Raw genomic sequence first — 23719 nt, 5'->3', positions numbered from 1 at the left:
GGACGAGGGTGTCAAATTTCAAAACAAGTCGGACATTCTACGGCAAAAGAGAATTCTCCGATCTGCCGACTTGGGCACCTGGCACATATTCCGGCCCCATCTCCGGCACACAGTGTGCGCCTGGCGGTTGTCTCCCGACAAAAAATTGACACAAATCAGGCACTTAATCCTGGCCTTGCGAGGCGAACCGGGTATAATTCCCCGTTTCCCTAAATCGATTTTTCGATGGTTGGGTTGTTCACTGCTTTCACGCTAACACCGGGAGTGGGAATGTCCAATCTGAGCGATGCGCTTCAGTTGAAGTCGGCTCACAGCCAGCTTCCAGTCACTGCATATTTCGATGAGGCGCTACTCGAGCGCGAGATCGAAACCCTCTTCAAGAAAGGACCTCGTTACGTCGGGCACGAGTTGATGGTGCCCGAGGCGGGGGATTATTTTGCGCTGCCGTCCGAGAAGGAAGGCCGCGTGCTGGTCCGCAACCAGACGAACCAGATCGAACTGCTGTCGAACGTCTGCCGCCACCGGCAGGCGATCATGCTCAACGGGCGCGGCCACGCGCAGAACATCGTGTGCCCGCTGCACCGCTGGACGTACGACCTGGAAGGCGAGCTGCTCGGCGCGCCGCACTTCCCCGACAAGCCGTGCCTGAACCTCGGCAAGAGCCCGCTGCAGAACTGGCAGGGGCTGCTGTTCGAGGCCGAAGGCCGGAATGTCGCGCGCGACCTCGCCAATCTCGGCACGAAACATCACTTCGACTTCTCCGAGTACCACTTCGATCATGTCGAAGTGCACGAGTGCGATTACAACTGGAAGACCTTCATCGAGGTCTACCTCGAGGATTACCACGTCGTCCCGTTCCACCCGGGCCTCGGCAGCTTCGTGTCGTGCGACGACCTCAAGTGGGAATTCGGCGACTGGTACAGCGTGCAGACGGTCGGCGTGCACAACGCACTCGCGAAACCGGGCAGCGCGACTTACCAAAAATGGCACGAGCAGGTGCTGAAGTTCCGCAACGGCGTGCCGCCGGAGTTCGGCGCGATCTGGATGGTCTACTACCCGGGCCTGATGATCGAGTGGTATCCGCACGTGCTCGTCGTGTCGTGGCTGATCCCGCGCGGCCCGCAGAAGACGACCAACATCGTCGAGTTCTATTACCCCGAGGAAATCGCGCTGTTCGAACGCGAATTCGTCGAGGCCGAGCGCGCCGCCTATATGGAAACGGCCGTCGAGGACGACGAAATCGCGATGCGGATGGACGCAGGCCGCCATGCGCTGATGGCACGCGGCGAGTCGCAGGTCGGCCCGTACCAGAGCCCGATGGAAGACGGCATGCAGCACTTCCACGAGTTCCTGCGCCGCCACCTCGGCGACATCTGATGGCCGGTGCGGCGCTTTGACGCCGCACCGCATCCGGCAGACGAAAAGACGGGCTTCGGCCCGTCTTTTTTTGTTTAGACTTGGAATATCAGGCCATTCGCACTCCAGGGAGCCGTCATGCCGCACACTCATTACACCACGCTCATCTCCGCCGCCAATCTCGCCGAGCGCCTGGCCGCGGCGCCCGGCAGCGTCGTGCTGTTCGACTGCCGCTTCGACCTCGCCGATCCGGGCGCGGGCGAAGCCGCGTATGCAGCCGGCCACATCCCCGGCGCACAGTATCTTCATCTCGACCGCGACCTGTCGGGCCGCAAGACGGGCACCAACGGCCGCCATCCGCTGCCGACCCGCGATGCATTCGCCACGCTGCTCGCGAGCCGCGGTCTCAAGCAGGGCCAGCAGGTCGTCGCATACGACGCGCAAGGCGGCGCCTATGCGGCGCGCCTGTGGTGGCTGCTGCGCTGGCTCGGCCACGATTCGGTCGCCGTGCTCGACGGCGGCCTGCAGGCATGGGAAGCGGCCGGCCAGCCGCTGACGGCCGACGTGCCGCAACCGGCCGCCGGCGATTTCCGCGCGGGAGCGCCTCTTGAATCGACGGTCGACGCAGCAGCCGTGCTTGCGAACGTGACGTCGCACACGCGCGTCGTGATCGACGCACGCGCACCGGACCGCTATCGCGGCGAAAACGAAACGATCGATCGTGTGGGCGGCCACATCCCCGGCGCGCGCAACCGGTTCTTCAAGGACAACCTCAACACCGACGGCCGCTTCAAGACTGGTCACGAACTGCGCGAGACGTTTTCCACGCTGCTGGCGGGCACCGAACCGAATCTCGCGATCCTGCAGTGCGGCTCCGGCGTCACCGCCTGCCACAACGCGCTTGCGCTGGAGATCGCAGGGCTGCACGGCGCATCGCTGTATCCGGGCTCGTGGAGCGAATGGAGCGCCGATCCGTCGCGGCCGATCGCGACCGGCCCGAACCCGTAATCCGGCGCGCGGCGCACCGGTGAAGCGAAGCGGCGGCCATTCGGCCGCCGCGTTCCGTTTACATCACGCCGTACTTGTGGAACCACGCGATCGCGCGCTTCCAGCCGTCTTCGGCATCACCCTTTACATAGCTCGGCCGGTAGTCGGCGAAGAACGCGTGGCCGGCATCCGGATACACGACGATCTCCGATTCGCGCGCGAGCTTCGAGTCGCTCGTCTGGATCGCCTTGCGCATGTCCGCGAGCGAGGCCTGCGTGATGTTCGCATCCTTCTCGCCATACAGCCCGAGCACAGGCACCTTCAGCGACGCCGCATGATCGACCGGATTGAACGGCGTCATCTCGTCGGTCTTGCCTTCGACGAACCCGTACCACGCAACGGCCGCACGCACGTGCGGATTGTGCTCCGCATACAACCACGCCTGGCGGCCGCCCCAGCAGAACCCCGTCACGCCGAGACGCGCCGGGTCGCCGCCGTTCTTGCCGGCCCATGCGACCGTCGCATCGAGATCCTCGGTGACCTGCCGGTCCGGCACCTTGTTGATGATGTTGTCGAAAAGATCCTTCATCGTCGGATACTTCGCCGCGTTGCCCTGCCGCGCGAACAGGTCGGGCGCGATCGCGAGGTAGCCGAGCTTCGCGAAGCGGCGGCAGACGTCGGCGATATGCGCGTGCACACCGAAGATCTCGTGGATGAGGATGATGACCGGCAGATTCGTCTTGCCGGCCGGCTGCGCGCGATAGGCCGGCACGCTCGCGTCGCCGGAGCGGATCTCGACGGTGTCGACGTCCAGCCCGGCGCTGTCGGTCGTGACCGTCTGCGCCGAAACGGGCAGCACGGCCGCAGCGAAGGTGCCGCCCAGCGCGGCCTGCATGAACTTGCGGCGCGAGAACGGGACGTGGGGGACCAGGCTGTCTACTTCGGGTTTCAACATGAATGCACTCCTCGATAGGGCGCCGCCGTCACGATCGTGGATGCTGCATGACGGGGCATCGCGCCGGTGCACGGCGCGGATGTCGCGGCGGTTGGCACCCCGCCGCAAACGGAAACCCGGACAAGATGCCCAATAATCCGTTGTCGCGTCAACTGTCAGATGTGTAAGACTCGATTACGACTCATCGATCCAAAGCGCATCGATTGTGGCGTCGAAGCCCGCTGACGGTCCGCCGAATCGCGGCGCGGCCTGCGTGTATCGATCGCCGTTGCACGACCGGATGCTTGCGGATTGAAAAAAAACGCGTGTGCGACATCGCCCGGCCAGAACACGCGCAGCCGCCTCGCTGCCCGCAAACACAACGGGCGGAGAACACGCACGACGTACGCACTCCCCGCCCGCTCCCCGCGCGAACGCGAGGTGTCAGTGCAGCTTGACGCGCGGCAACGTCGTACGCCGCAGCCAGTGCGCGACCGTGTCGAGCATCATCCGCGGATAGCCGTGCAACGCCGCGATGTGCAGCCGGTACAGCGACATGTACATGAAGCGCGCAAACAGCCCTTCGATCAGCATGTTGCCGCCGATCAGCCCGCCCATCAGGTTGCCGACCGCGCTGAAATGGCCGAGCGACACGAGCGAACCGAAATCGCGATACGTGAATTCGGGCAGCGGACGCCCTTCGAGCCGGCAGCCGATCGCCTTCAGCAGGAAGCTCGCCTGCTGGTGCGCGGCCTGCGCGCGCGGCGGCACGTTGCGTTCGTTGCCGGGCCACGCGCATGCCGCACAATCGCCGAGCGCGAACACGTTGTCGTCGGTGAAGGTCTGCAGCGTGCGACGCACGTCGAGCTGGCCAAGCTTGTTGACCTGGAGGCCGTCGAGATGCGAGAGCACGGACGGCGCCTTGATGCCGGCCGCCCAGACCGTCAGGTCCGCGCGCACCGTCTTCCCGCTCGCGGTATGCACGAATCCCGGCGCGACCTCGGTCACGCGTTCGCTGAGCATCAGCCGCACGCCGAGCTTTTCGAGCAGTTCGGCCGTCGCCGTCGACACGCGCTCCTGCAGCGCCGGCAGAATCCGCGGCCCCGATTCGATCAGCACGATGCCGACGTCGTGGCGCGGGTCGAGCTTGTGCAGCCCATACGCGGACAGCACCTGCGCCGTGTTGCGCAGCTCCGCGGACAACTCGACACCCGTCGCGCCGCCACCGACGATCACGACCTGGATGCGCGGCTCGGGCGCGTCGCCCGGCGCGGTCGGCGCCGGCGCCTGGTGCTCGGCACGCATGCACGCGGCGATCAGCCGCTTGCGGAAGCGCTCGGCCTCGCCAACCGTATCGAGCGCGATCGCGTTTTCCGGCGCGCCCTGCACGCCGAAGAAGTGGGTCGTGCTGCCGATCGCGATCACGAGCGTGTCGTATTCCAGTTCGCGCTCCGGCAGCAGTTCCGCGCCGTCGCTGTCGTTGATGGGTGACAGCGTGATGCGCTTCGCGGCGCGGTCGAGGCCGGTCAGTCCGCCCTGCTGGAACTCGAAGCCGTGCCAGCGCGCCTGCGCTGCATATTCGAGCTCCTGCGTGAATGGGTCCATGCTGCCAGCCGCAACCTCGTGCAGCAGCGGTTTCCAGATGTGCGTCGGATTGCGGTCGACGAGCGTGACGAGCGCACGCGCGGGACGATTGCCGCGCGCGCCGTAACGGTCGCCGAGCCGCGTCGCCAGTTCCAGGCCGCCCGCGCCTCCGCCTACGATGATGATCCGATGCATCCGATTCCCCCTTTGCGATTCGAAACTGCTGCCGCCGGACGAAGCGAACGCGATGCATTCGCGCCGCCCGGTGGATTAACCGGTTCGGACATCATCGATGTGCAGTTCGAAGCACTTCGATGCGCCGGCCCCGGAACGCGGGGCGCGCCGGCCCCGCGTCAATGACATGACTGACATGCATTGTCCGGGAGCTTGCGCGTTGACCACAAGCAAACCATCTCGATATTCAGCATCCCTGCAACAATATGCCGCAGGAATCGGGAACCGCGCAGCGGTGCGTCAGTGTGCCTCTTCCCAGTTCGCGCCGGCGCCCACTTCGGCGACGAGGGGCACCTTCAGCTTCGCGACGCCGCACATCATTTCCGGCAGTTTCTCGCGCACGAGCGACAGTTCCCCGCCGGGCACCTCGAGCACCAGTTCATCGTGCACCTGCATGATCATCCGCGATGCAAGCCTGTCGCGCGTGAGCCAATCGTCCACCGCGATCATCGACAGCTTGATCAGATCGGCCGCGGTGCCCTGCATCGGCGCATTGATGGCCGCGCGCTCGGCCGCCTGGCGGCGCGGGCCGTTGCCGCCGTTGATCTCCGGCAGCCACAGACGGCGACCGAAAACGGTTTCGACGTAGCCCTTCTCCTTTGCGATCGCGCGCGTGTCTTCCATGTACTGCGCGACGCCCGGATAGCGGGCGAAATAGCGGTCGATATAGAGCTTCGCCGCGTCGCGCGTGATGCCGAGGTTCGACGCGAGCCCGAACGCGCTCATCCCGTAGATCAGCCCGAAGTTGATCACCTTCGCGATCCGGCGCTGGTCGGAATTGACCTCCAGCGGCGTCACGCCGAACACCTCGGCGGCCGTCGCGCGGTGGATGTCCTCGCCCTGCGAGAACGCGCGCAGCAGCGACGCGTCGCCCGAGATGTGCGCCATGATCCGCAGTTCGATCTGCGAATAGTCGGCCGACACGATCCGGTGGCCCGGCGACGCGATGAACGCCTCGCGGATCCGCCGGCCTTCGGCCGTGCGCACCGGAATGTTCTGAAGATTCGGGTCATTCGACGCGAGGCGGCCCGTCACCGCGACGGCCTGCGCATAGTTCGTGTGCACGCGGCCCGTGGCGGGGTTCACCATGCGCGGCAGCTTGTCGGTATAGGTCGACTTCAGCTTCGACAGCCCGCGATGCTCGAGCAGCAGCTTCGGCAGCGGGTAATCCTCGGCCAGCTTCTGCAGCACTTCTTCGTCGGTCGACGGCGCGCCGCTCGGCGTCTTCTTCACGACCGGCAACTGCAGCTTCTCGAAGAAGATCTGCCCGATCTGCTTAGGTGAGCCAAGATTGAATTCGCCGCCCGCCAGTTCATACGCCTGCGCCTCGAGCTCGATCAGACGCGTTGCGATTTCGGTGCTCTGCGCGTGCAGGAGCGCGTCGTCGATCAGCACGCCCGTGCGTTCCATCTTGCGCAGCACGAGCGATACGGGCATCTCGATCTCGCGGTACACGCGCTCGAGGCCCGGTTCGCGCGCGACCTGCGGATACAGCGCGTGATGAAGCTGCAGCGTGATGTCGGCATCCTCGGCCGCGTATTCGGCAGCCTGCGCGAGTGCCACTTCGTCGAAACCGATCTGCTTCGCGCCCTTGCCGGCGACGTCTTCGTACTTGATCGTCTTGACGCCCAGATGACGCAGCGCGAGGCTGTCCATGTCGTGCGTGCGGTGCGATTCGAGTACGTACGATTCGAGCAGCGTGTCGTGCTCGATGCCGTTCAGCGCGATGTCGTAGTTCGCGAGCACCTGCGCGTCGTACTTCAGGTGCTGGCCGACCTTCTTGCGATCGGCCGATTCGAGCCACGGCTTCAAGCGTGCGAGCACTTCGTCGATCGGAAGCTGTTCGGGCATGTCGGGGCCGCGGTGCGCGACCGGCAGGTACGCGGCCTTGCCCGGCTCGACCGAGAACGACAGGCCGACGAGCCGCGCGAGCATCGGGTCGAGTGCGGTCGTCTCGGTGTCGAACGCGGTCAGCGCGGCCGCGTCGATCTTCGCGAACCACGCGTCGAACTGCTCCCAGGTCTGGATCGTGTCGTATTCGCGAACGATGTCGGCCGCCACCACCGGTGCCGGCTCGCCATCCGGCGCATCGGCGTCGCCGCCTTCCGCCGGTGCGCTGTCGACTTCGCGCAGCCACGTCTTGAAGCCGTAGCGCGCGAAGATGTCGCGCAGCAGATCGCGCGCCTCGCCGTCGGTCTTCAGCGATGCTTCGATCGATTCGAGATGCGGCGCGAGATCGCAGGCCGTGTCGACCGTCACGAGCGTGCGGCCGAGCGGCAGGAAGTCGAGCGCGCGGCGCAGGTTGTCGCCGACCACGCCCTTGATGTCGCCCGCGTGCGCGATGACGCCGTCGAGGCTGTCGTATTGCGACAGCCATTTCACGGCCGTCTTCGGCCCGCACTTCTCGACGCCCGGCACGTTGTCGACGGTGTCGCCGATCAATGCCAGGTAGTCGATGATCCGCTCGGGCGGCACGCCGAACTTCGCGATCACGCCGTCGCGGTCGAGCGTCTCGTTGGTCATCGTGTTGACGAGCGTGACGTGGTCGGTCACGAGCTGCGCAAGATCCTTGTCGCCCGTCGACACGATCACGTTCATCCCGTGCCGTTCGGCTTCGCGCGCGAGCGTGCCGATCACATCGTCGGCCTCGACGCCTTCGACCATCAGCAGCGGCCAGCCGAGTGCACGCACCGCGCCGTGGATCGGTTCGACCTGCAATGCGAGGTCGGGCGGCATCGACGGGCGGTTTGCCTTATAGTCGGCATAAAGGTCGTCGCGGAACGTCTTGCCCTTTGCATCGAACACGCAAGCGCTATACTCTGCACTGACTTCCTTGCGCATACGGCGCAGCATGTTGATGATTCCGTAGAGCGCTCCGGTCGGCTCCCCGCCAGGGCCACGCAAATCAGGCATCGCATGGTAAGCCCGATACAGATAGCTCGAACCGTCAACCAATAGCAGGGTCTTACCTTCCAGATTTCGTTCTTCAGGCATTATGAACAAGAGAAAAGTGATTCCGAGTCTGCGTTCGCTCGCAGATCAAGAACGCGCGACGGCCAAGAAGGCCCGCGCATCGTGGCAGATGTTCACGATTATGGCAGAGTTTATCGAGGCGACCGAGTACCTGTCGGAGATCCGCCCGGCTGTCAGCATCTACGGTTCTGCCCGCCTCAAACCCGACACGCCGCACTACAAGCTGGCCGCGCAGATCGCGCGCAAGCTGTCCGACGCCGGCTTCGCCGTGATCTCCGGCGGCGGCCCCGGCATCATGGAAGCCGCGAACAAGGGCGCGCACGCCGGCAAGGCGCCGTCGGTCGGCCTGAACATCGAGCTGCCGCACGAGCAGGCCGGCAACCACTACCAGGACATCTCGCTGCGCTTCCGCCACTTCTTCACGCGCAAGGTCACGTTCGTGAAGAATTCGGATGCGGTGATCGTGATGCCGGGCGGTTTCGGCACGCTCGACGAACTGTCCGAAGTGCTCACGCTGATCCAGACGAAGAAGTCGCGCCTCGTGCCGATCATCCTCGTCGGCAGCACGTTCTGGCAGGGCTTGCTGCAGTGGTTCCGCGACCAGCTGATTCCGATGGGCCTCATCAATCCGGAAGACATGGATCTGATGCAGGTGATCGACGATCCCGACCAGGTGCTCGACGCAGTGCTCGCGTTCTACGAGGACAGCGGCGAGGAAGAAGGCGAAGGTTCGGAAGGGCAACCGCCGCGGCCGGAAGAAGACCGCATGTTCTATCTGTAACCCGTCCGTGACGACCGCCGGCCCGACGGCCGGCGTACCGCTTCCCGCGCGGCAGGCATGGCGATCAGGCCACCTGCCGCGCGCTACTTTGTAACGCGCTGTTAATCCCGCTTCGCGGCCGCACGCCGTCCAATGTCAAATTCGCGCGGCCGGCGCTGCGCGATGCGGCATGATCGCCCGCACCCGCGGCCCGCCATTGTCAAATGTGCGGCCCAATGCCCGCATCCCGCGCCTGCGAGCCGCCAACCCGCGGTAACAAACCGGCCTCGCCTTTTCCGTCGCGTGCCAGCACACTGCATTGTGTCGGCGCGGCGTTCCCCCGGTGGAACGATCCCCCCTCGCTTCCATCGCGTCGCGCCGGCCTATTCATAACGACCTCACGGAAAAGAACATGCAACGTTCGCTGATCGCCCTCGCCTTCGCCGGCCTCGGCCTTTCGCTGTCCGGCCTCGCTCATGCCGTCAACGTCGACGTCAACATCGGCACGCCCGCGCCGGTCGTCGTCGCGCCCGCGCCCGTCGTGGTCGCTCCGGCGCCCGCGGTCATCATCGGCTGGCATGGCGACCGCTACTGGGACGGCCGCCGTTATTGGGAACGCCGCGAGTGGGAACGTCATCATGGTTACGACGATCGTCGCGGCTACCACTGCCCGCCGGGACACGCGAAGAAGGGTGAGTGCTGAGCGACACCGCGCGGCCGCTCGACGTACGCAAGGCCGCCCGCGCGCTTCGGCGCCGGGCGGCCTTGCCGTTTTCGGCGGCGCATTCCATGCGACCGCTGTCTTCCAACGGCAACGCGAACGGCAACCCCGACCGTCGCGCATTCCGCCTGCCGGTAGATTCGCCGGTGCATCGGACGCTTGCGACAAAGGCAGATGTGCCCCGTCAGAAGGCGCGTCGCACATGGTGATGCGCACCGCCGCCGGGGCCGGTGTTCACATCACTGAAACGCCACTTCCGCAAAGCTCCGCAGCTTGCGGCTATGCAGCTTGTCGAGCCCGTTCGTGCGCAGGATCTCCATCGCCTTCACGCCGATCTGCAAATGCTGATCGACCTGCCCGCGATAGAACGTGTCGGCCATGCCCGGCAACTTCAGCTCGCCGTGCAGCGGCTTGTCCGATACGCACAGCAGCGTGCCGTACGGCACGCGGAAGCGGAAGCCGTTCGCGGCGATCGTCGCGCTTTCCATGTCGAGCGCGATCGCGCGGCTCTGCGACAGCCGCTGCACCGGCTCGCGATGGTCGCGCAACTCCCAGTTGCGGTTGTCGACGCTCGCGACCGTGCCGGTGCGCATCACGCGCTTCAGTTCGACGCCCTCGAGCCGCGTGACGTCGGCCACCGCGCGCTCGAGCGCGAGTTGCACTTCGGCGAGCGCCGGGATCGGCACCCACAGCGGCAGGTCGGCGTCGAGCACGTGATCCTCGCGCACGTAACCGTGCGCGAGCACGTAGTCGCCGAGACGCTGCGTGTTGCGCAGCCCCGCGCAGTGACCGAGCATCACCCATGCGTGCGGACGCAGCACCGCGATGTGATCGGTGATCGTCTTCGCGTTCGACGGACCGACGCCGATGTTGACCATCGTGATCCCGCTGCCGTCCGCGCGCTTCAGGTGATACGCGGGCATCTGCGGCAGGCGCGGCGGCGCGGCGCCCTCGGCCGGCTCGCTGCCGAGGTTCGCGTTGTACGTGACGACATCGCCCGGCTCGACGAACGAGCCGTACTGGCTGCGGTACGCGCGCACCTCGGGATCGTCGCTCTCCGTCATCAGCGTGCGGCCGAGCTTCACGAACTCGTCGATGTAGAACTGGTAGTTCGTGTAGAGCACGTAGTTCTGGAAATGCGTGGGCGACGTCGCCGTGTAGTGACGCAGCCGGTGCAGCGAGAAGTCGACGCGCGCGGCCGTGAACAACGCGAGCGGATGCGGTTCGCCCGGCGCCGGCTCGAACGTGCCGTTGACGATGCGGTCGTCAAGATACGACAGGTCGGGCGTGTCGAAGATGTCGCGCATCGCGAGCAGGCGGTCGCGGTCGAGTTCGCCTTCGAGATGGATGCCTTCCGGAAATGCGAAATGGACCGGAATCGGCTGCGACGACACGCCGATCTCGATCTTGACATGGTGGTTCTTCGACAGCAGGCGCAGTTGCTCGCGATAGTAGTTCGCGAAGAGATCGGGGCGCGTGACCGTCGTCTCGAACACGCCAGGGCCGGCGACGAAACCGTACGAGCGGCGCGAATCGACGTGCGTGTTGACGTCGGTGCGGATCCGCACGAACGGGTAGCACGCGCGCACGTGCTCGATAATCGGTTCGTGGCGGCGATAGCGCGCGAATGCGTCGCGCAGGAAGCCCGTATTCGTGTCGTAAATGGCGGACAGCCGCGCGACGGCGGCGATCGGATCGTCGAAAGCCTCGACCGACGGGCTTTCGGGCGTCAGCACACGGTGCCGGCGGCTCAAGTCGTTCTTCATTTGTATCACCTCGTCTGATCCGACGACATTACCACGGAACCCTGTCACCCTCGTGGCCGCCCATACGCACGCCAGGGCCGGATGACGCGCAGTATTTGCTAAAATCAGTGAGTTCACTGGAGACTCATCATGAAGCCGCTCATTCTCGTCGCCGCTGCCGCCGCGTTTGCCGCCGCCAGCGTCGCTTACGCCGCCGGCGCCACGCCTGACGCCGACGCGCAGGCGCGGGCCGAGGCCAACGAAGCCGCCGGCCTGCCCGATCTCCGCAAGATCAACCGGCCTGGCGCCGAAGTCACGTCGAAAGTCGACTTCGCCGACATTCGACGCACGCCGAGCTTCCATGAAAAGAGCAAGAACGGCACCGAGGTCACCGAGTACCGCGACCGCGGCAAGCCGGTCGAGATCGACGTGAAGTCGAACTTCGGCACGCGCTACCAGATGAGCTCGACGCCCGACACGTCGCCGAAGCCGCACGACGCGGGCATCCCGATCACGCGCCTGCCGTCGCTGAACCTGCGCTACTGATTCCGTCGCGCGCCGCATCGATTGCGGCGCGCCGCCTCCCTTCACCTGCTGTCGCGACGCATGCCGCCCGCGTGCCGACACCCTGACCTGACGCATCCCGCATGGCCGTTTTCACTGCTGTTTCCGACTCCGATCTCGCGCAATGGATGCGCCACTACGAACTGGGCGACGTGCTTGCGTTTCGCGGCATTCCGTCCGGTATCGAAAACAGCAATTTCTTCCTGACGACGACGCGCGGCGAATACGTCCTCACGATCTTCGAAAAGCTGACCGCACAACAGCTGCCGTTCTACCTCGACCTGATGCGCCACCTGGCCAGCCACGGCGTGCCGGTGCCGGATCCAATTCCGCGCGACGACGGCGCGCTGTTCGGCGAGTTGCACGGCAAGCCGGCCGCGATCGTCACGAAGCTCGACGGCGCGGCCGAACTCGCGCCGGGGGTCGAACACTGCATCGAGGTTGGGCAGATGCTCGCGCGCCTGCACCTCGCGGGGCGCGACTATCCGCGCAACCAGCCGAACCTGCGCAGCCTGCCGTGGTGGCAAGAGAACGTACCGGCAATCGTGCCGTTCATCACGGACGCGCAACGCACGCTGCTCGAAGGCGAGCTCGCGCACCAGGCCGCGTTCTTCGCGTCGGACGACTACGCGGCGCTGCCGGCCGGGCCGTGCCATTGCGACCTGTTCCGCGACAACGTGCTGTTCGCGCACGCGGCGCCCGGCACCGGCCACGACGTGCGGCTCGGCGGCTTCTTCGACTTCTATTTCGCCGGCTGCGACAAATGGCTGTTCGACGTCGCGGTGACCGTCAACGACTGGTGCGTCGACCTCGCGACCGGCGTGCTCGACGTCGCGCGCGCCGATGCGCTGCTGCGCGCGTACCAGACCGTGCGGCCGTTCACGGCCGAGGAACGCCGCCACTGGAGCGACATGCTGCGCGCGGGCGCGTACCGCTTCTGGGTGTCGCGCCTGTACGACTTCTACCTGCCGCGCGCGGCCGAGATGCTCAAGCCGCACGACCCCGGTCATTTCGAACGCATCCTGCGTGAGCGTATCGCGCATACGCCCGCGCTTCCCGAGATCCAAACCGCATGCAACTGATCGAAGTGCCCGCGAAAACGGGCTATGTCTGGTTCCGTCAAGGCGTCTGGCTGTTCCGCCGGAACCCGCTCGCGTTCATCACGCTGTTCTTCACGTACCTGCTGGCGATCACGCTGGTGTCGATGGTGCCCGTGATCGGCTCGGCGCTGCCGCTGGTGCTCATTCCCGGCATCGCGGTCGGCTTCATGGCCGCGTGCCGCGACACGGTGGCCGGCAAGCCGGTGATGCCGACGATCCTGATCGACGGCTTCCGCTCGTACGGCACCGTCACGACCCAGCGGCTGCTCGTGCTCGGCGTGATCTACGTCGCGTCGATGGTGCTCGTGTTCGCCGCTTCGTCGTTCGTGGACGGCGGCGCGCTGTTCCACGTGATGATGGGCGCGGCCGACGAAGCGAGCACGACGCCGGAAACGCTCGCCGCGCAAGGCACGTTCGGCGCGCTGATGTTCGCGACACTGCTGTATCTGCCGATCGCGATGCTGTTCTGGTTCGCGCCGGTGCTCGTCGCATGGCATGACGTCCCGCCCGCGAAGGCGCTGTTCTTCAGCATCGTCAGCTGCTGGCGCAATCGCGGCGCGTTCGCCGTGTACGGCGTGCTGTGGTTCGGCGTCGCGCTCGGCACGTCGCTCGCGCTGTCGCTGCTGCTGCAGGCGCTCGGCGCCGGCGCCTATGCGCTGACGATCATGATGCCGGTGACGATCATCATCGTCACGATGCTGTACTGCTCGTTCTACGCGACCTATCGCGGCTGCTTCGGCGTGCAGGAGCCGGGCGCGCCGACGACCACGTCGGGCCGCTGAAGCCCCCCCGGCCGGCGCGCGTCGCCGGCCGTCACGCTATTCTCCGCGCCGGGTTGCGTCCCGGCGCCCCTCCCTGTCTTGCGCCGCTCCGCGCACCCTTCGCCCGCCGCCCCTGGCCGGGCGCCCCTAGCCGGGCGCCCCTGTTCAACCCGATCTTTTGCGCGCAAAATAATTTGCGTACAAATTGTTCGCGCGTCCACCGCGCCTCCCGAATCATGGACCGCCCACCCCCGCTCCCCCAGACGCTCGACGAGCAACTATGCTTCGCGCTCTACTCGACTTCGCACGCGATGACGAAAGCGTACAAGCCGCTGCTCGACAAGCTGTCGCTGACCTATCCCCAATATCTCGCGATGCTCGTGCTGTGGGAGCGCGACGACATCGCGGTAAAGGACATCGCTGCGCGGCTCGACCTCGACCCGGCCACGGTCACGCCGCTGCTCAAGCGGCTGGAAGCGCTCGGCTACGTCGAGCGCGTGCGCAGCGCGGCCGACGAACGCGTCGTGAACGTACGCGTGACGCCGGAAGGCCGGGCGCTGAAGAACCGCGCGCGCTCCGTGCCCGCCGATCTCTTCTGCGCGATGCAGCAAACGCCCGAGTTCCTGATCAGGCTGCGCGCCGATCTCCAGCAGTTGCGCGACGCGCTGTCGGCCGCTAACGAACGCTGACGAACCGAGCATCGGCCGACCGGCCCGGCACCGCCGGGTTTTTTCTTCAAAATTTCATTTGCACACCAATGATTTGTGTTCTATATTTTATTCGTGGCCGGCGACATTCCATTCGACCGGGCCGCCTTTCTCCCCTTTTCCCGACAGGAGCTGCACGATGAACATTCTGTACAAGACGAGCGCCACGAGCACGGGCGGCCGCGACGGCCGCGCGGTATCCGCCGACAACAAGCTGGAAGTGAAGCTGGCCGCGCCGCGCGAACTCGGCGGCACGGGCGCGGAAGGCACGAATCCGGAGCAGCTGTTTGCCGCAGGTTACTCGGCGTGCTTCCTGAGCGCGATGAAATTCGTCGCCGGCCAGAACAAGCAGGCGCTGCCGGCCGATACGCAGGTTACTGCGGAAGTAGGCATCGGCCCGAACGACGCAGGCGGCTTCGGGCTCGACATCGAGCTGCGCGTGTCGCTGCCGGGGCTCGACAAGGCCGACGCGCAGGCGCTGGTCGAAAAGGCGCACCACGTATGCCCGTATTCGAACGCAACGCGCAACAACGTGCCGGTGCGCCTGACGGTCGTCTGACGCGACGCAGGACGACGAATGCAAAAAGGGCGCGTGCGGCATCAAGCCGCACGCGCCCTTTTGCGTGACTCGCCGAAACGGCGGGCCGGCCGGCCCGCCTTGCGCTGCTTAACGCGCGCCGAACGAATACGGGCGGTTCATCGACGCTTCGCGATCGATCTTGCGCATACGGAATTCGAGATCGTAGATGTCGGTCGCTTCGGACAGGTACGCCTCGGCGCGCTCTTTACGGGCCGTTTCAGCGTTCTTGGTCAGCATCAGGAAGAGGTGGCTCAGCAGGTACATGTTCGATCTCGCAATCCAAAGGGTCTTTGACTAGGGTTTTCCCGAATTATAGGGAAAACCCTAGTTTTTGGCCAGCGTCGATCAGACGATGCGTCGTTCGGTCGCCACAGTGCGCCGATATGCTTCGAAAAAGGCCCAGATCATCGCGCTCGCATCGGGGCCGACGGCCGCATGAAACGGCACGGCTTCGTCGCCGCCGGCCCACGCGTGATCGAGCCCTTTCACATGGCAGAGCCGCACGACCGGTTCGCCGTCGCGGCAGACATCGGTGATCTGTGCACCCGCGCCGCGCGTCTCGACACGTTCGCCGCCGCGCAGCGCGCCGCGGCTGTCGGCGAGCCCGTTCAGCCGCATGAACTGCACCGTCAGCTGGTCGGCGTTCTTCGGCGCGACGACGTGGTCGCCGTCGCCCTGGACGATCAGCGCCGGCATGCCTGGATACCCGCTGGCGTCGACCAGCGCATCGACGGCTGCGGCCGGGTTCTGGCGCACGCCGCGCCGCATCACGTCCATCGCGGTGATGCCGGAGTTCGCCTCCCCGAGCGCGGGGCCCGAGTGCAGCGCGACCGCGGCGAAGCGGTCCGGATGGTGCAGTGCAAGAAGCGACGCGAGGCCCGCACCGGCCGACAGCCCCGCGACATAGACGCGCGACGCGTCGAAGCCGCGTTCGTCGACAAGCGCGTCGACCAGCGACGCAACCGCGTTCGCCTCGCCGCGGCCCGCGCGGTCGGTGTCTTCATACCAGTGCCAGCAGCCGTGCGCGTGCGCGCGCAGCGACTGTTCCGGATACAGCACCGCGAAACCGTGCTTGTCGGCCAGCAGGTTCATCCGCGTGCCCTGCACGAATTCGTCGACGGACTGCTGGCAGCCGTGCAGCATCACGACGAGCGGCATCGCGCCGCGCCGGCGGCCGGGCGGCACGTAGAGGCCGTATGCGAGATTCTGGACGAGACGCCCGAGCGCGGGCGCCATCGGATGTTCGCCGCGCGTCCACTCGCCCGCCGCCCACGCGGCCGCGCGCGGCCGCACCCGCGATTCGCGCGGCGGGGACAGATCGGATACGGCGGGAGAGGCGGCGGCCTCGAGTGCGTCGCGTGTGATGCGCTGCGCATCGCGCGCCGCGCGTTTGGCGGCCGGAGACAGCATGCGTTTCATGCCGCCCAGCCACACCTTGGTCAGACTTTTGGTCATCGATCGGGCTCGCAGTCAGGAAAAATAGGGGCGCAACAAGGGCGCCGCAACGGATGCATCGTTCGACTTTGTGCAATGCACCATAACATTGTTTCTGGGATTTTTCCTGCGCGCGGTGAGTTCCCGACGGCGCAAAAAACGGGGCTCGTGCGCACGCGGCGCTATACTGGGGTTTCGCCGCTTGTATCCGTTGTAGTCGTTCTTCCCGGCTCGCGCGTTGATTTAAGCATCCTCCCCGCCTCTGTTCGCCCCTTCCCGATGTTCGACCTGCCGTCTCACCTGTGGATCATGATCACCGCGTTCGGCGGCGCCGGCCTGACCTTGCCGCTCGCGATCACGATCGCCGTCTGGCTCGCGCTCGGCTACTCGTGGCAGCGTGCGGCCGCATGGCTCGGCGTGCTCGCAGCCGCGATCGGCGTGGTCGCGCTCACGAAGATCGCGTTCCTCGGCTGGGGCATCGGCATCCGTGCGTGGGATTTCACGGGCTTCAGCGGCCACGCGATGCTGTCGACGTCGGTCTATCCGGTCGCGATCTTCCTGATGTTGATCCGCATGCGCACGCCGGCGCGGATCGCCGGCATCGCGCTCGGGCTCGCGGCCGGCATCGCGGTCGGCGTGTCGCGCGTCGCGCTCGATGCGCATTCGCCGTCCGAATCGATCACCGGCTGCATCGTCGGCGCGATCGCTGCGCTCGCGTTCATCGCCGGCTCATGGCGCGCGGTGCCGCACCGCTGGTCGGCACCCGCGGTCATCGTGAGCCTCGCACTCGTCACCGTCGCGCTACACGGCATCACGGTGCCGTCGCATCGCTGGGTCACGAAGGTTGCGCTGCAACTGTCGGGCCACGAGCGCCCGTTCGTCCGCGCGCGCTGGAAGGCCAACCCGAACTACCGCCCCGCGTCGCAGCCGTCGTCGCTGCAGCGCACCGAATCGTCGACGCACACGCTGCACGCGTGACGGGGCGTCCTGCCGTCACGCCCGCCGTTCTTCAGGTCTGACCATTTCATGCGCCCCCTCGCATGAGCGGTATGCCAAGCGTTATAACCCGCCCTATATTACGATTACGGTTTCCACCCATTCCAACGAATCCGTCATGCGCTCAATCGTCCGTCCGCTTCGCCGCACCCTGCTCCGCCTGCTGCCGATCGCCGCGCTTGCCGCCGGTGTCGCGTTCAGCGCGCCCGCTTCCGCCGACGAACTGGTCGTGTCGGCGGCCGCCAGCCTGACGAACGCGTTCAAGGCCGTCGGCGACGCGTACCAGAAACAGCATCCCGATACCAAGGTGCTGTTCAACTTCGGCGCGTCGGACGTGCTGATGCAGCAGATCGCCAAGGGCGCGCCGGCCGACGTGTTCGCGTCGGCCGACCAGAAGGCGATGGATCGCGCGGCCGACGAAAAGGTGATCGTGCCCGGCACGCGCCGCGATTTCGCGGCGAACTCGCTCGTGCTGATCGTTCCGGCGGACAGCCACGCGGCCGCGCCGACGTCGCTGAACGACCTGACGGCGCCCGGCGTGAAGCGCATCGCGTACGGCGACCCGGCATCGGTGCCGGTCGGCCGCTACACCGAAGGCGCGCTGCGCGCGGCCGGCGTGTGGGATGCCGTCAGCGCGAAGGGCGTGCTGGCCGCCAACGTGCGCCAGAGCCTCGACTACGTCGCGCGCGGCGAGGTCGACGCGGGCTTCGTGTTCGGCACCGACGCCGCGATCATGCCCGGCCGCGTGAAGGTCGCGCTGACGGTGCCGACGAAGACGGCCATCACCTATCCGATCGCCGTGGTCAAGGACAGCCGCCACACCGCGCAGGCGCAGTCGTTCGTCGACTTCGTCTCGTCGCCGCAGGGCCAGGCCGTGCTGTCGACGTTCGGCTTCAAGCCCGCGGGCAAGTGAGCGTATCGCGATGCAAGATGCCTGGGTACCGCTGCTGCTGTCGCTGAAGGTCGCCGGCTGGGCGACCGCGCTCGACATCGTGCTCGGCGTCGCGGCCGCGTTCGTGCTCGCGCGCTGGCGCTCGCCGCTGCGCGACGTCGTCGATTCGCTGCTGACGCTGCCGCTCGTGCTGCCGCCGACGGTGCTCGGCTATTACCTGCTCGTGCTGCTCGGCCGGCGCGGCGTGTTCGGCGCATGGCTCGACAAGCTCGGCATCGAGCTCGTCTTCACGTGGCAAGGCGCAGTGATCGCATCGATGGTCGTCGCGTTTCCGCTGATCCTGAAGTCGGCGCGTGCCGCGTTCGAGGGCGTCGATCCGCATCTCGAGCGCGCCGCGCGCACGCTCGGGCTCGGCGAAGCCGCGGTGTTCTTCCGCGTGACGCTGCCGCTCGCCACGCGCGGGATCCTCGCGGGTGCGCTGCTCGCGTTCGCGCGTGCGCTCGGCGAGTTCGGCGCAACGCTGATGATCGCGGGCAACCTGCCCGGCCGTACGCAGACGCTGTCGGTTGCGATCTATGCGGCCGTGCAGGCCGGCGACGACAACACGGCCAACTTCCTCGTGCTGGTGACGTCGATCACCTGCGTGCTCGTGCTGCTCGCGACCGGCTGGCTCGTGCCGTCGCGCGCCCGGCGGAGCCAGTTGACATGAAGCGCCTGCCTCGTCCGTATCGCCTGTCTCGTGCGGCGGCCGGCTTGCTTCGGCGGAGGCCCGCATGAGCCTCGTCGTCGATATCCGCAAGACCTACGCGAACGCCGAGCGCCGTTTCACGCTCGACGTGTCGTTCACGGCGGCGACGCAGCGCGTCGTGCTGTTCGGGCCGTCCGGCGCGGGCAAGAGCATGACGCTGCAGGCAATCGCCGGCCTGCTGTCGCCCGACGCAGGCACGATCACGCTGAACGGCAAGCCGCTGTTCGACGCCGCGCGCCGCATCGACGTGCCGACCCGGGAACGGCGCGTCGCGTACCTGTTCCAGGACTACGCGCTGTTTCCGCATCTGAACGTGCGCCAGAACATCGCGTTCGGGCTCACGTCGGGCCTGCGCAACCCGCGCGCGAAGACGGTGCCGCCAGAAGTCGCGTATTGGCTGCACGCGTTCGACCTCGAAGCGCTCGCGGGGCAGTATCCGTCGCAACTGTCGGGCGGGCAGAAGCAGCGCGTCGCGCTTGCGCGCGCACTGGTCGCGCAACCGCGGATCCTGCTGCTCGACGAACCGTTCGCGGCACTGGACGCCGCGATGCGCCAGCGCATGCGCCACGAGCTCGCCGAGTTGCAGGCGCGGCTCGACATCCCGATGGTGCTGATCTCGCACGACCCCGACGACGTCGCCGCGTTCGGCGACCAGGTCGTGCAATTGAGCGAAGGACGCGTGCAGGCGGCACCGCCGCACGCCGAGTGGCCGACGCGCGTCGCGTGAGCGCGCGAGGCCGGGGTCGTGGCGCTGGCAGCCACGCTGGAGCCTGAGAGAAGCCGCACGCTGCGGCATAAGCTGGAAACGGAAACGAAGCCGGCGCCATGCGGACGACGTCCGGCGCCGGCTTCGCCCCCGTCCGTCACACGATCGCCGCAGCACGCACGCGCTGCCGTGCCTGCGCCGTCAGCCCGTCACCGCGAGAATCACGCTCGATGCCTTGAACAGCGCGATCGCCGGCCGGCCGGCGTCGAGCTGCAGCGCATCGACGCTTTCGTTGGTGACGACGGCCGTCAGCGTCCCGCCGCCGTGGAGCGCCAGCGTCACTTCGCTGTTCACCGCGCCCGCCGCGACGGATTCGACGCTGCCGCGCAGCCGGTTCCGCGCGGACACCTTCAGCTCGGGCCCGCCATCGTCGACCGCCAGCACGACCCACGACGCCTTCACCAGCGCGCAGGCGTCCGCACCCTCCCGCAGGCCGAGCGCATCGGCGCTTTCGTGCGTCAGCACGGCGACGATCGGCTGCCCGCCCGGCAGCGTGAGCGTCACTTCGTCGTTGACCGTGCCGCGCACGATCGATGCGACCTTGCCGAACAACTGGTTGCGCGCGCTGGTCTTCATGCCGATCCGGCCGATCAACGCCCAGTCGACGTCGAACCCGGCAACGGCCGCGCTCGCGGCGTCGATGAAACGGCGATGCTCGCGCTCGATCGTGCGGAACGCGGCGATCAGCGACGTCGCGCGCGGCGTCAGCGTCGTGCCGCCGCCGCCCTTGCCGCCCGTCGAACGCGCGACGAGCGGTTCGCCGGCGAGATTATTCATCGTGTCGACCGCATCCCATGCAGCCTTGTAGCTGAGGCCGACGGCCTTCGCCGCGCGCGTGATCGAACCGGTGTCGCCGATCGCCGCGAGCAGCGCGATGCGCGTGGCGCCGCCGAGCGTCTGCTCGCCCGCGCGCAGCCACAGCTCGCCGCCCAGTTCGAGCGGCTCGGAAGACGGGGAAGAATGCGGTACGTCGGTCATCGGCATGGGTGCGGGAAACGGGCGGCCATTATATTCAGCGCGCGCCGCTCAGCCCGGCTTGCCGTCGAGCTTCGGCGGGCGCAGGCTGGCCAGCAGCGTCTCGGCGTCGCGCGCCGCGCGCTGTTCGAGCGCCGCGCCGTAGCCGCGCACGAAACCGAGCTGGTACGGCGGCGCCGTCAGTTGCTCGAGATGTTGCAGCGCGACCATCGTGTCGTTCGATTCGCCGAGCACGGTCTGCACGCGCGCGAGCGTCTTGACCGTCTCGTTGCGCGTGCGGCGCGATGCCAGCGACGCGAAGAATTCGAGCGCATAGCGCAGCCGCTTCGCGTCGATCCGCACCCGATGGCGCGCAGCCGTATCGAGCGACGTGAGCGACGGCGATGCGTAAAGATGGCCGAACAGCCGCCGCACGCGCTTCGTCGCGTGACGCCGCAGCGACGGCGCGTCGCCGCCTTCGGCAGGCGGCAGCGCGAGCGTGCTCAGCCATTCGAGCCAGCCGAGCGTCAGCCGCGCATAGCGGGCCGAATGCAGCGCCTGCCGCAGTTCGACGCGCGCGGCCATGGACTGCGCACGCGCGGCGTCGAGCGTGCCGTCCCAGTCGGCGCCGCCGCCGTCGGCCGCGATCAGCGCGGGCAGGGTTTCGGTCGAGAACACATCCCAGTCGCGTACCGTGCCGAGCAGTGCGGCGAGCCAGTGCAGGTCGGCGCCGAACGCGTCCTTCCATTGGCGGTCGGCAAAGCTCGGAAAGAAGCGCATCAGCGTGCGCAGGCGGCGCAGCGCGACGCGCATCTGATGCACGAATTCGGGATCGTCGCGATCGAGCACGCCGCCCTCGTTGCCGAGCCATTGTGCGGCGATGTCGCCGGACAGAGCGAACAGCGCGGCGCGCTGCGTGCGGATGCCGGTCAGGTCGACGAGCCGCGCCTTGACCGGCCCGGCGGCGGCCGGCTCGCCCGCACAGGCGCGGTCGATCACGCTCGTCAGTTGCACGAATGCGGGCCACGCGCCGCTCAGTTCGCGCGCCGCGGCAAACAGCGCGTGCAGCGCGGCCGCGCGCGCGGCAGAGGTTTCCCAGTCGGGCGCGGCGAGACGCAGTTCGACGTAGCGGCGCGGCTGCTCGCCACCGCCGTGCAGCGTGACGTCGTCGAGCGTCATCTCGACCACGACGCCGCTGTCGTCGGCCCACCGCCCGCGCCGCCGTTCGCTGACGAGGCACATCGCCGTCGATTCCGGCGGCGCGCCGGCGGCGGAGCGCTCGGTGGCGTCCGGCGCGACACCGTCGACTTCGTCGACGTCGCCCGTCGGCGCATCGGCATCAACCGCGGCGCCTGTTGCGGGCACGGGCAGCGGCATCGCGACGACGATGCCCGCATGATCCGCGTCGAACAGTTCGCGCTGCGTGACGCCGGGCGCGAACGCTTTCGTGCGAGACGCGACGACCCGCCTGCCATGCGCGTTCGACTCGACCCAGGTCCACCAGCTCGCGCCGGGGCTCGGCTCGGCCTCCTCGACCTGGCACGGCTCGATCGTCACGCGCTCATGGCCGCGCCGCATCCGGACCTGCGGGCAGATCCGCCATGCGCGCACGAGCTCGGCGCCGAAATCGCGCTGCGTGCCGCGAGCGCGACTCCCAGCCTTGACCGGCCAGCCTTCCAGCGACAACGACAACACGATTTCCAGCACGCGCGACATGGAAGCTCCTGCACATGAAGAATCGCCGGCGCATCGTCCGCGCCGGCGTCGTCCGTGAAGCAACTTCCATAGTACACGCCGTCAAAACGCGCAGGCGACGATCCGGCCCTGTCGCGCTGTCGCACATCAAACGGCGTATTGCGCGATGCCGTTGCCGAACGACCAGTCCTCCTTCAGCACCTCGACAAGACTGATGAATACGTCCTGCTGCCGCACGCCGGGCTGCTGCGCGAGGTTCTCCGCGATCGTCCGGTACAGCGCCCGCTTCTGCTCGAGCGTGCGCGTGTTGTTCGCGGTGATCTGGATCATCACGAGATCGTCGCTGCGTTCGATGTCGAGGTAATGGCGGCCGTACACGAAGTTCTCGGCCGCATGCTCGGTGACGACCATGAAGATGTCGTCCTCGGGCACGTTGAACGTGTGCATCAGCGCGCGATGCACGCCGTCGACGAGCGCCGCACGGTATGCGGCCGGTTTGCCTTCGCGCACTGCGATACGGGTGAATGGCATGGTCCTGCTCCTGTCGGTGACGTTGAAGAACGGAAACACGGCATCAGGTTAGCCCCGCCGAACTATAATGAACAGTCATCAATGAATATTTCATTCATTTTCATTTGAAATGAAAGTACTCGACCTCGATGCCGTGCGCGCGTTCGTGCTGGTCGCCGATCTCGCCAGCTTCACGCGCGCCGCCGACGCGCTCGGCACCACGCAATCGGCCGTCAGCCTGAAACTGAAGCGGCTGGAGGCACACCTCGGCAAGCCGCTGCTCGCGCGCACGCCGCGCGTGGTCAAGCTGGCCGCAGACGGCGAAAACTTCCTGCCGGCCGCCCGTGCGCTGCTCGACGCGCACGACCACGCGCTCGGCGCGATCTCGGCCGGCACGCACCGCCTGTCGCTCGGCGTCAGCGAGCACGTCGCGGTACCCGACCTGCCGGCCGTGCTCACGAGCCTGCATCGGCAGGATCCGGGGCTGTCGCTGGAAATGCATCTCGGGATGTCGGCGGGCCTGCTCGCGCAATACGACGAACGCCGGCTCGACGCGGCGATCGTGCGGCACGAGCCCGGCGAAGACCCGCCGCGCGACGACGGCACGCTGCTGTTTGCCGAACCGCTGGCCTGGCTCGCCGCGCCGGACTGGGCGCCGCGCGCGGGCGAGCCGCTGCCGCTCGCGGTGCTGGCCGGCCCGTGCCGGTCGCTTATACAC

At 67.1% G+C, this 23719-nt stretch carries 24 protein-coding genes; 15 read left to right on the top strand and 9 right to left on the bottom strand.

Going from position 1 to position 23719, the window contains the following annotated elements:
* Nucleotides 1-270 precede the first annotated feature (270 nt).
* Complete coding sequence (locus ACNQQL_RS18310; protein WP_034185196.1) at nucleotides 271-1377, top strand: aromatic ring-hydroxylating oxygenase subunit alpha; 1107 nt, start codon at nucleotides 271-273, stop codon at nucleotides 1375-1377.
* A 117-nt stretch (nucleotides 1378-1494) separates the two neighbouring features.
* Nucleotides 1495-2364 (top strand): sulfurtransferase, encoded by an 870-nt coding sequence (locus ACNQQL_RS18305; RefSeq protein ID WP_347064986.1) that lies wholly within the window; start codon nucleotides 1495-1497, stop codon nucleotides 2362-2364.
* A 58-nt stretch (nucleotides 2365-2422) separates the two neighbouring features.
* Here ACNQQL_RS18305 and ACNQQL_RS18300 read toward each other — a convergent pair whose 3' ends face one another.
* The 3 genes from ACNQQL_RS18300 to polA all read right to left on the bottom strand — a co-directional run bounded on the left by ACNQQL_RS18300 (nucleotide 2423) and on the right by polA (nucleotide 8089).
* Nucleotides 2423-3298 (bottom strand): dienelactone hydrolase family protein, encoded by an 876-nt coding sequence (locus ACNQQL_RS18300; protein WP_347064985.1) that lies wholly within the window; start codon nucleotides 3296-3298, stop codon nucleotides 2423-2425.
* 423 nt (nucleotides 3299-3721) lie between these two features.
* Nucleotides 3722-5056 carry an NAD(P)/FAD-dependent oxidoreductase gene (locus ACNQQL_RS18295; RefSeq protein WP_347064984.1) on the bottom strand — a complete coding sequence of 445 codons (1335 nt, stop codon included), beginning with the start codon at nucleotides 5054-5056 and terminating at the stop codon, nucleotides 3722-3724.
* Between the two features lie 279 nt (nucleotides 5057-5335).
* On the bottom strand, nucleotides 5336-8089 hold the full coding sequence (gene polA, locus ACNQQL_RS18290) for a DNA polymerase I (protein WP_347064983.1): 2754 nt from the start codon (nucleotides 8087-8089) through the stop codon (nucleotides 5336-5338).
* 1 nt (nucleotide 8090) lies between these two features.
* Between polA and ACNQQL_RS18285 the strand changes: the two genes are divergently transcribed.
* From ACNQQL_RS18285 to ACNQQL_RS18275, 3 genes are all read left to right on the top strand, one after another.
* A complete protein-coding gene (locus tag ACNQQL_RS18285) occupies nucleotides 8091-8849 on the top strand; it encodes a TIGR00730 family Rossman fold protein (protein ID WP_034185191.1) in 759 nt (252 codons plus the stop codon).
* Between the two features lie 391 nt (nucleotides 8850-9240).
* Nucleotides 9241-9531: a hypothetical protein gene (locus tag ACNQQL_RS18280; protein WP_072439408.1), complete on the top strand. Its 291-nt coding sequence runs from the start codon at nucleotides 9241-9243 to the stop codon at nucleotides 9529-9531.
* Entirely contained in the window at nucleotides 9525-9758 is a 234-nt protein-coding gene (locus ACNQQL_RS18275; protein ID WP_347064982.1) for a hypothetical protein, read from the top strand. The genes ACNQQL_RS18280 and ACNQQL_RS18275 overlap by 7 nt, the downstream gene beginning before the upstream one ends.
* Nucleotides 9759-9788: 30 nt before the next feature.
* On the opposite strand, the gene ACNQQL_RS18270 is transcribed toward ACNQQL_RS18275, so the two are convergent.
* Nucleotides 9789-11315 carry an AMP nucleosidase gene (locus ACNQQL_RS18270; protein ID WP_347064981.1) on the bottom strand — a complete coding sequence of 509 codons (1527 nt, stop codon included), beginning with the start codon at nucleotides 11313-11315 and terminating at the stop codon, nucleotides 9789-9791.
* Between the two features lie 129 nt (nucleotides 11316-11444).
* On the opposite strand from ACNQQL_RS18270, the gene ACNQQL_RS18265 reads away from it, so the two are divergent.
* The 5 genes from ACNQQL_RS18265 to ACNQQL_RS18245 all read left to right on the top strand — a co-directional run bounded on the left by ACNQQL_RS18265 (nucleotide 11445) and on the right by ACNQQL_RS18245 (nucleotide 14985).
* Nucleotides 11445-11840: a hypothetical protein gene (locus ACNQQL_RS18265; protein WP_034185188.1), complete on the top strand. Its 396-nt coding sequence runs from the start codon at nucleotides 11445-11447 to the stop codon at nucleotides 11838-11840.
* A gap of 101 nt (nucleotides 11841-11941) precedes the next feature.
* Complete coding sequence (locus tag ACNQQL_RS18260) at nucleotides 11942-12940, top strand: homoserine kinase (protein ID WP_347064980.1); 999 nt, start codon at nucleotides 11942-11944, stop codon at nucleotides 12938-12940.
* The gene (locus tag ACNQQL_RS18255; RefSeq protein ID WP_072439404.1) at nucleotides 12931-13740 is read left to right on the top strand and encodes a BPSS1780 family membrane protein; all 810 of its coding nucleotides are present in this window, start codon (nucleotides 12931-12933) and stop codon (nucleotides 13738-13740) included. Before ACNQQL_RS18260 ends, ACNQQL_RS18255 begins: the two co-directional genes overlap by 10 nt.
* A gap of 215 nt (nucleotides 13741-13955) precedes the next feature.
* Nucleotides 13956-14408, top strand: coding sequence for a MarR family winged helix-turn-helix transcriptional regulator (locus ACNQQL_RS18250; protein WP_072439402.1), 453 nt, complete (start codon nucleotides 13956-13958; stop codon nucleotides 14406-14408).
* Between the two features lie 157 nt (nucleotides 14409-14565).
* A complete protein-coding gene (locus tag ACNQQL_RS18245; protein WP_034185184.1) occupies nucleotides 14566-14985 on the top strand; it encodes an organic hydroperoxide resistance protein in 420 nt (139 codons plus the stop codon).
* A 108-nt stretch (nucleotides 14986-15093) separates the two neighbouring features.
* Here ACNQQL_RS18245 and ACNQQL_RS18240 read toward each other — a convergent pair whose 3' ends face one another.
* On the bottom strand, nucleotides 15094-15270 hold the full coding sequence (locus ACNQQL_RS18240) for a DUF3563 family protein (RefSeq protein ID WP_065502568.1): 177 nt from the start codon (nucleotides 15268-15270) through the stop codon (nucleotides 15094-15096).
* Between the two features lie 81 nt (nucleotides 15271-15351).
* Complete coding sequence (locus tag ACNQQL_RS18235) at nucleotides 15352-16461, bottom strand: PHB depolymerase family esterase (RefSeq protein WP_072439400.1); 1110 nt, start codon at nucleotides 16459-16461, stop codon at nucleotides 15352-15354.
* A gap of 258 nt (nucleotides 16462-16719) precedes the next feature.
* On the opposite strand from ACNQQL_RS18235, the gene ACNQQL_RS18230 reads away from it, so the two are divergent.
* The 4 genes from ACNQQL_RS18230 to ACNQQL_RS18215 all read left to right on the top strand — a co-directional run bounded on the left by ACNQQL_RS18230 (nucleotide 16720) and on the right by ACNQQL_RS18215 (nucleotide 19803).
* Nucleotides 16720-17418 carry a phosphatase PAP2 family protein gene (locus ACNQQL_RS18230; protein WP_347064979.1) on the top strand — a complete coding sequence of 233 codons (699 nt, stop codon included), beginning with the start codon at nucleotides 16720-16722 and terminating at the stop codon, nucleotides 17416-17418.
* A gap of 136 nt (nucleotides 17419-17554) precedes the next feature.
* Nucleotides 17555-18349 (top strand): molybdate ABC transporter substrate-binding protein, encoded by a 795-nt coding sequence (modA, locus tag ACNQQL_RS18225; protein ID WP_347064978.1) that lies wholly within the window; start codon nucleotides 17555-17557, stop codon nucleotides 18347-18349.
* A 10-nt stretch (nucleotides 18350-18359) separates the two neighbouring features.
* On the top strand, nucleotides 18360-19037 hold the full coding sequence (gene modB, locus ACNQQL_RS18220) for a molybdate ABC transporter permease subunit (protein WP_072439394.1): 678 nt from the start codon (nucleotides 18360-18362) through the stop codon (nucleotides 19035-19037).
* Between the two features lie 64 nt (nucleotides 19038-19101).
* Nucleotides 19102-19803 carry a sulfate/molybdate ABC transporter ATP-binding protein gene (locus tag ACNQQL_RS18215; protein ID WP_347064977.1) on the top strand — a complete coding sequence of 234 codons (702 nt, stop codon included), beginning with the start codon at nucleotides 19102-19104 and terminating at the stop codon, nucleotides 19801-19803.
* Between the two features lie 180 nt (nucleotides 19804-19983).
* Here the strand turns inward: ACNQQL_RS18215 and ACNQQL_RS18210 are convergent, their stop codons facing one another.
* The 3 genes from ACNQQL_RS18210 to ACNQQL_RS18200 all read right to left on the bottom strand — a co-directional run bounded on the left by ACNQQL_RS18210 (nucleotide 19984) and on the right by ACNQQL_RS18200 (nucleotide 23022).
* Nucleotides 19984-20820 (bottom strand): TOBE domain-containing protein, encoded by an 837-nt coding sequence (locus ACNQQL_RS18210; protein WP_347064976.1) that lies wholly within the window; start codon nucleotides 20818-20820, stop codon nucleotides 19984-19986.
* A gap of 48 nt (nucleotides 20821-20868) precedes the next feature.
* Nucleotides 20869-22512 (bottom strand): CHAD domain-containing protein, encoded by a 1644-nt coding sequence (locus tag ACNQQL_RS18205; RefSeq protein WP_347064975.1) that lies wholly within the window; start codon nucleotides 22510-22512, stop codon nucleotides 20869-20871.
* A 126-nt stretch (nucleotides 22513-22638) separates the two neighbouring features.
* On the bottom strand, nucleotides 22639-23022 hold the full coding sequence (locus tag ACNQQL_RS18200; protein WP_204422540.1) for a tautomerase family protein: 384 nt from the start codon (nucleotides 23020-23022) through the stop codon (nucleotides 22639-22641).
* A gap of 109 nt (nucleotides 23023-23131) precedes the next feature.
* Between ACNQQL_RS18200 and ACNQQL_RS18195 the strand changes: the two genes are divergently transcribed.
* Nucleotides 23132-23719, top strand: a 588-nt coding sequence (locus ACNQQL_RS18195; RefSeq protein WP_347064974.1) for a LysR family transcriptional regulator, incomplete at its 3' end; no start/stop codon positions are given.

Source organism: Burkholderia sp. LFS061 (genome assembly GCF_047978125.1).
Lineage (GTDB): Bacteria > Pseudomonadota > Gammaproteobacteria > Burkholderiales > Burkholderiaceae > Burkholderia > Burkholderia pyrrocinia_C.
This window is presented reverse-complemented; position numbering and strand designations above follow the sequence as displayed.

What these genes read in the sequence shown, in the direction of transcription:
- ACNQQL_RS18310 (WP_034185196.1), top strand. Translation starts at nt 271, where the DNA reads ATGTCCAATCTGAGCGATGCGCTTCAGTTGAAGTCGGCTCACAGCCAG.
- ACNQQL_RS18305 (WP_347064986.1), top strand. Translation starts at nt 1,495, where the DNA reads ATGCCGCACACTCATTACACCACGCTCATCTCCGCCGCCAATCTCGCC.
- ACNQQL_RS18300 (WP_347064985.1), bottom strand. Translation starts at nt 3,298, where the DNA reads ATGTTGAAACCCGAAGTAGACAGCCTGGTCCCCCACGTCCCGTTCTCG.
- ACNQQL_RS18295 (WP_347064984.1), bottom strand. Translation starts at nt 5,056, where the DNA reads ATGCATCGGATCATCATCGTAGGCGGAGGCGCGGGCGGCCTGGAACTG.
- polA (WP_347064983.1), bottom strand. Translation starts at nt 8,089, where the DNA reads ATGCCTGAAGAACGAAATCTGGAAGGTAAGACCCTGCTATTGGTTGAC.
- ACNQQL_RS18285 (WP_034185191.1), top strand. Translation starts at nt 8,091, where the DNA reads ATGAACAAGAGAAAAGTGATTCCGAGTCTGCGTTCGCTCGCAGATCAA.
- ACNQQL_RS18280 (WP_072439408.1), top strand. Translation starts at nt 9,241, where the DNA reads ATGCAACGTTCGCTGATCGCCCTCGCCTTCGCCGGCCTCGGCCTTTCG.
- ACNQQL_RS18270 (WP_347064981.1), bottom strand. Translation starts at nt 11,315, where the DNA reads ATGAAGAACGACTTGAGCCGCCGGCACCGTGTGCTGACGCCCGAAAGC.
- ACNQQL_RS18265 (WP_034185188.1), top strand. Translation starts at nt 11,445, where the DNA reads ATGAAGCCGCTCATTCTCGTCGCCGCTGCCGCCGCGTTTGCCGCCGCC.
- ACNQQL_RS18260 (WP_347064980.1), top strand. Translation starts at nt 11,942, where the DNA reads ATGGCCGTTTTCACTGCTGTTTCCGACTCCGATCTCGCGCAATGGATG.
- ACNQQL_RS18255 (WP_072439404.1), top strand. Translation starts at nt 12,931, where the DNA reads ATGCAACTGATCGAAGTGCCCGCGAAAACGGGCTATGTCTGGTTCCGT.
- ACNQQL_RS18250 (WP_072439402.1), top strand. Translation starts at nt 13,956, where the DNA reads ATGGACCGCCCACCCCCGCTCCCCCAGACGCTCGACGAGCAACTATGC.
- ACNQQL_RS18245 (WP_034185184.1), top strand. Translation starts at nt 14,566, where the DNA reads ATGAACATTCTGTACAAGACGAGCGCCACGAGCACGGGCGGCCGCGAC.
- ACNQQL_RS18240 (WP_065502568.1), bottom strand. Translation starts at nt 15,270, where the DNA reads ATGTACCTGCTGAGCCACCTCTTCCTGATGCTGACCAAGAACGCTGAA.
- ACNQQL_RS18235 (WP_072439400.1), bottom strand. Translation starts at nt 16,461, where the DNA reads ATGACCAAAAGTCTGACCAAGGTGTGGCTGGGCGGCATGAAACGCATG.
- ACNQQL_RS18230 (WP_347064979.1), top strand. Translation starts at nt 16,720, where the DNA reads ATGTTCGACCTGCCGTCTCACCTGTGGATCATGATCACCGCGTTCGGC.
- modA (WP_347064978.1), top strand. Translation starts at nt 17,555, where the DNA reads ATGCGCTCAATCGTCCGTCCGCTTCGCCGCACCCTGCTCCGCCTGCTG.
- modB (WP_072439394.1), top strand. Translation starts at nt 18,360, where the DNA reads ATGCAAGATGCCTGGGTACCGCTGCTGCTGTCGCTGAAGGTCGCCGGC.
- ACNQQL_RS18215 (WP_347064977.1), top strand. Translation starts at nt 19,102, where the DNA reads ATGAGCCTCGTCGTCGATATCCGCAAGACCTACGCGAACGCCGAGCGC.
- ACNQQL_RS18210 (WP_347064976.1), bottom strand. Translation starts at nt 20,820, where the DNA reads ATGACCGACGTACCGCATTCTTCCCCGTCTTCCGAGCCGCTCGAACTG.
- ACNQQL_RS18205 (WP_347064975.1), bottom strand. Translation starts at nt 22,512, where the DNA reads ATGTCGCGCGTGCTGGAAATCGTGTTGTCGTTGTCGCTGGAAGGCTGG.
- ACNQQL_RS18200 (WP_204422540.1), bottom strand. Translation starts at nt 23,022, where the DNA reads ATGCCATTCACCCGTATCGCAGTGCGCGAAGGCAAACCGGCCGCATAC.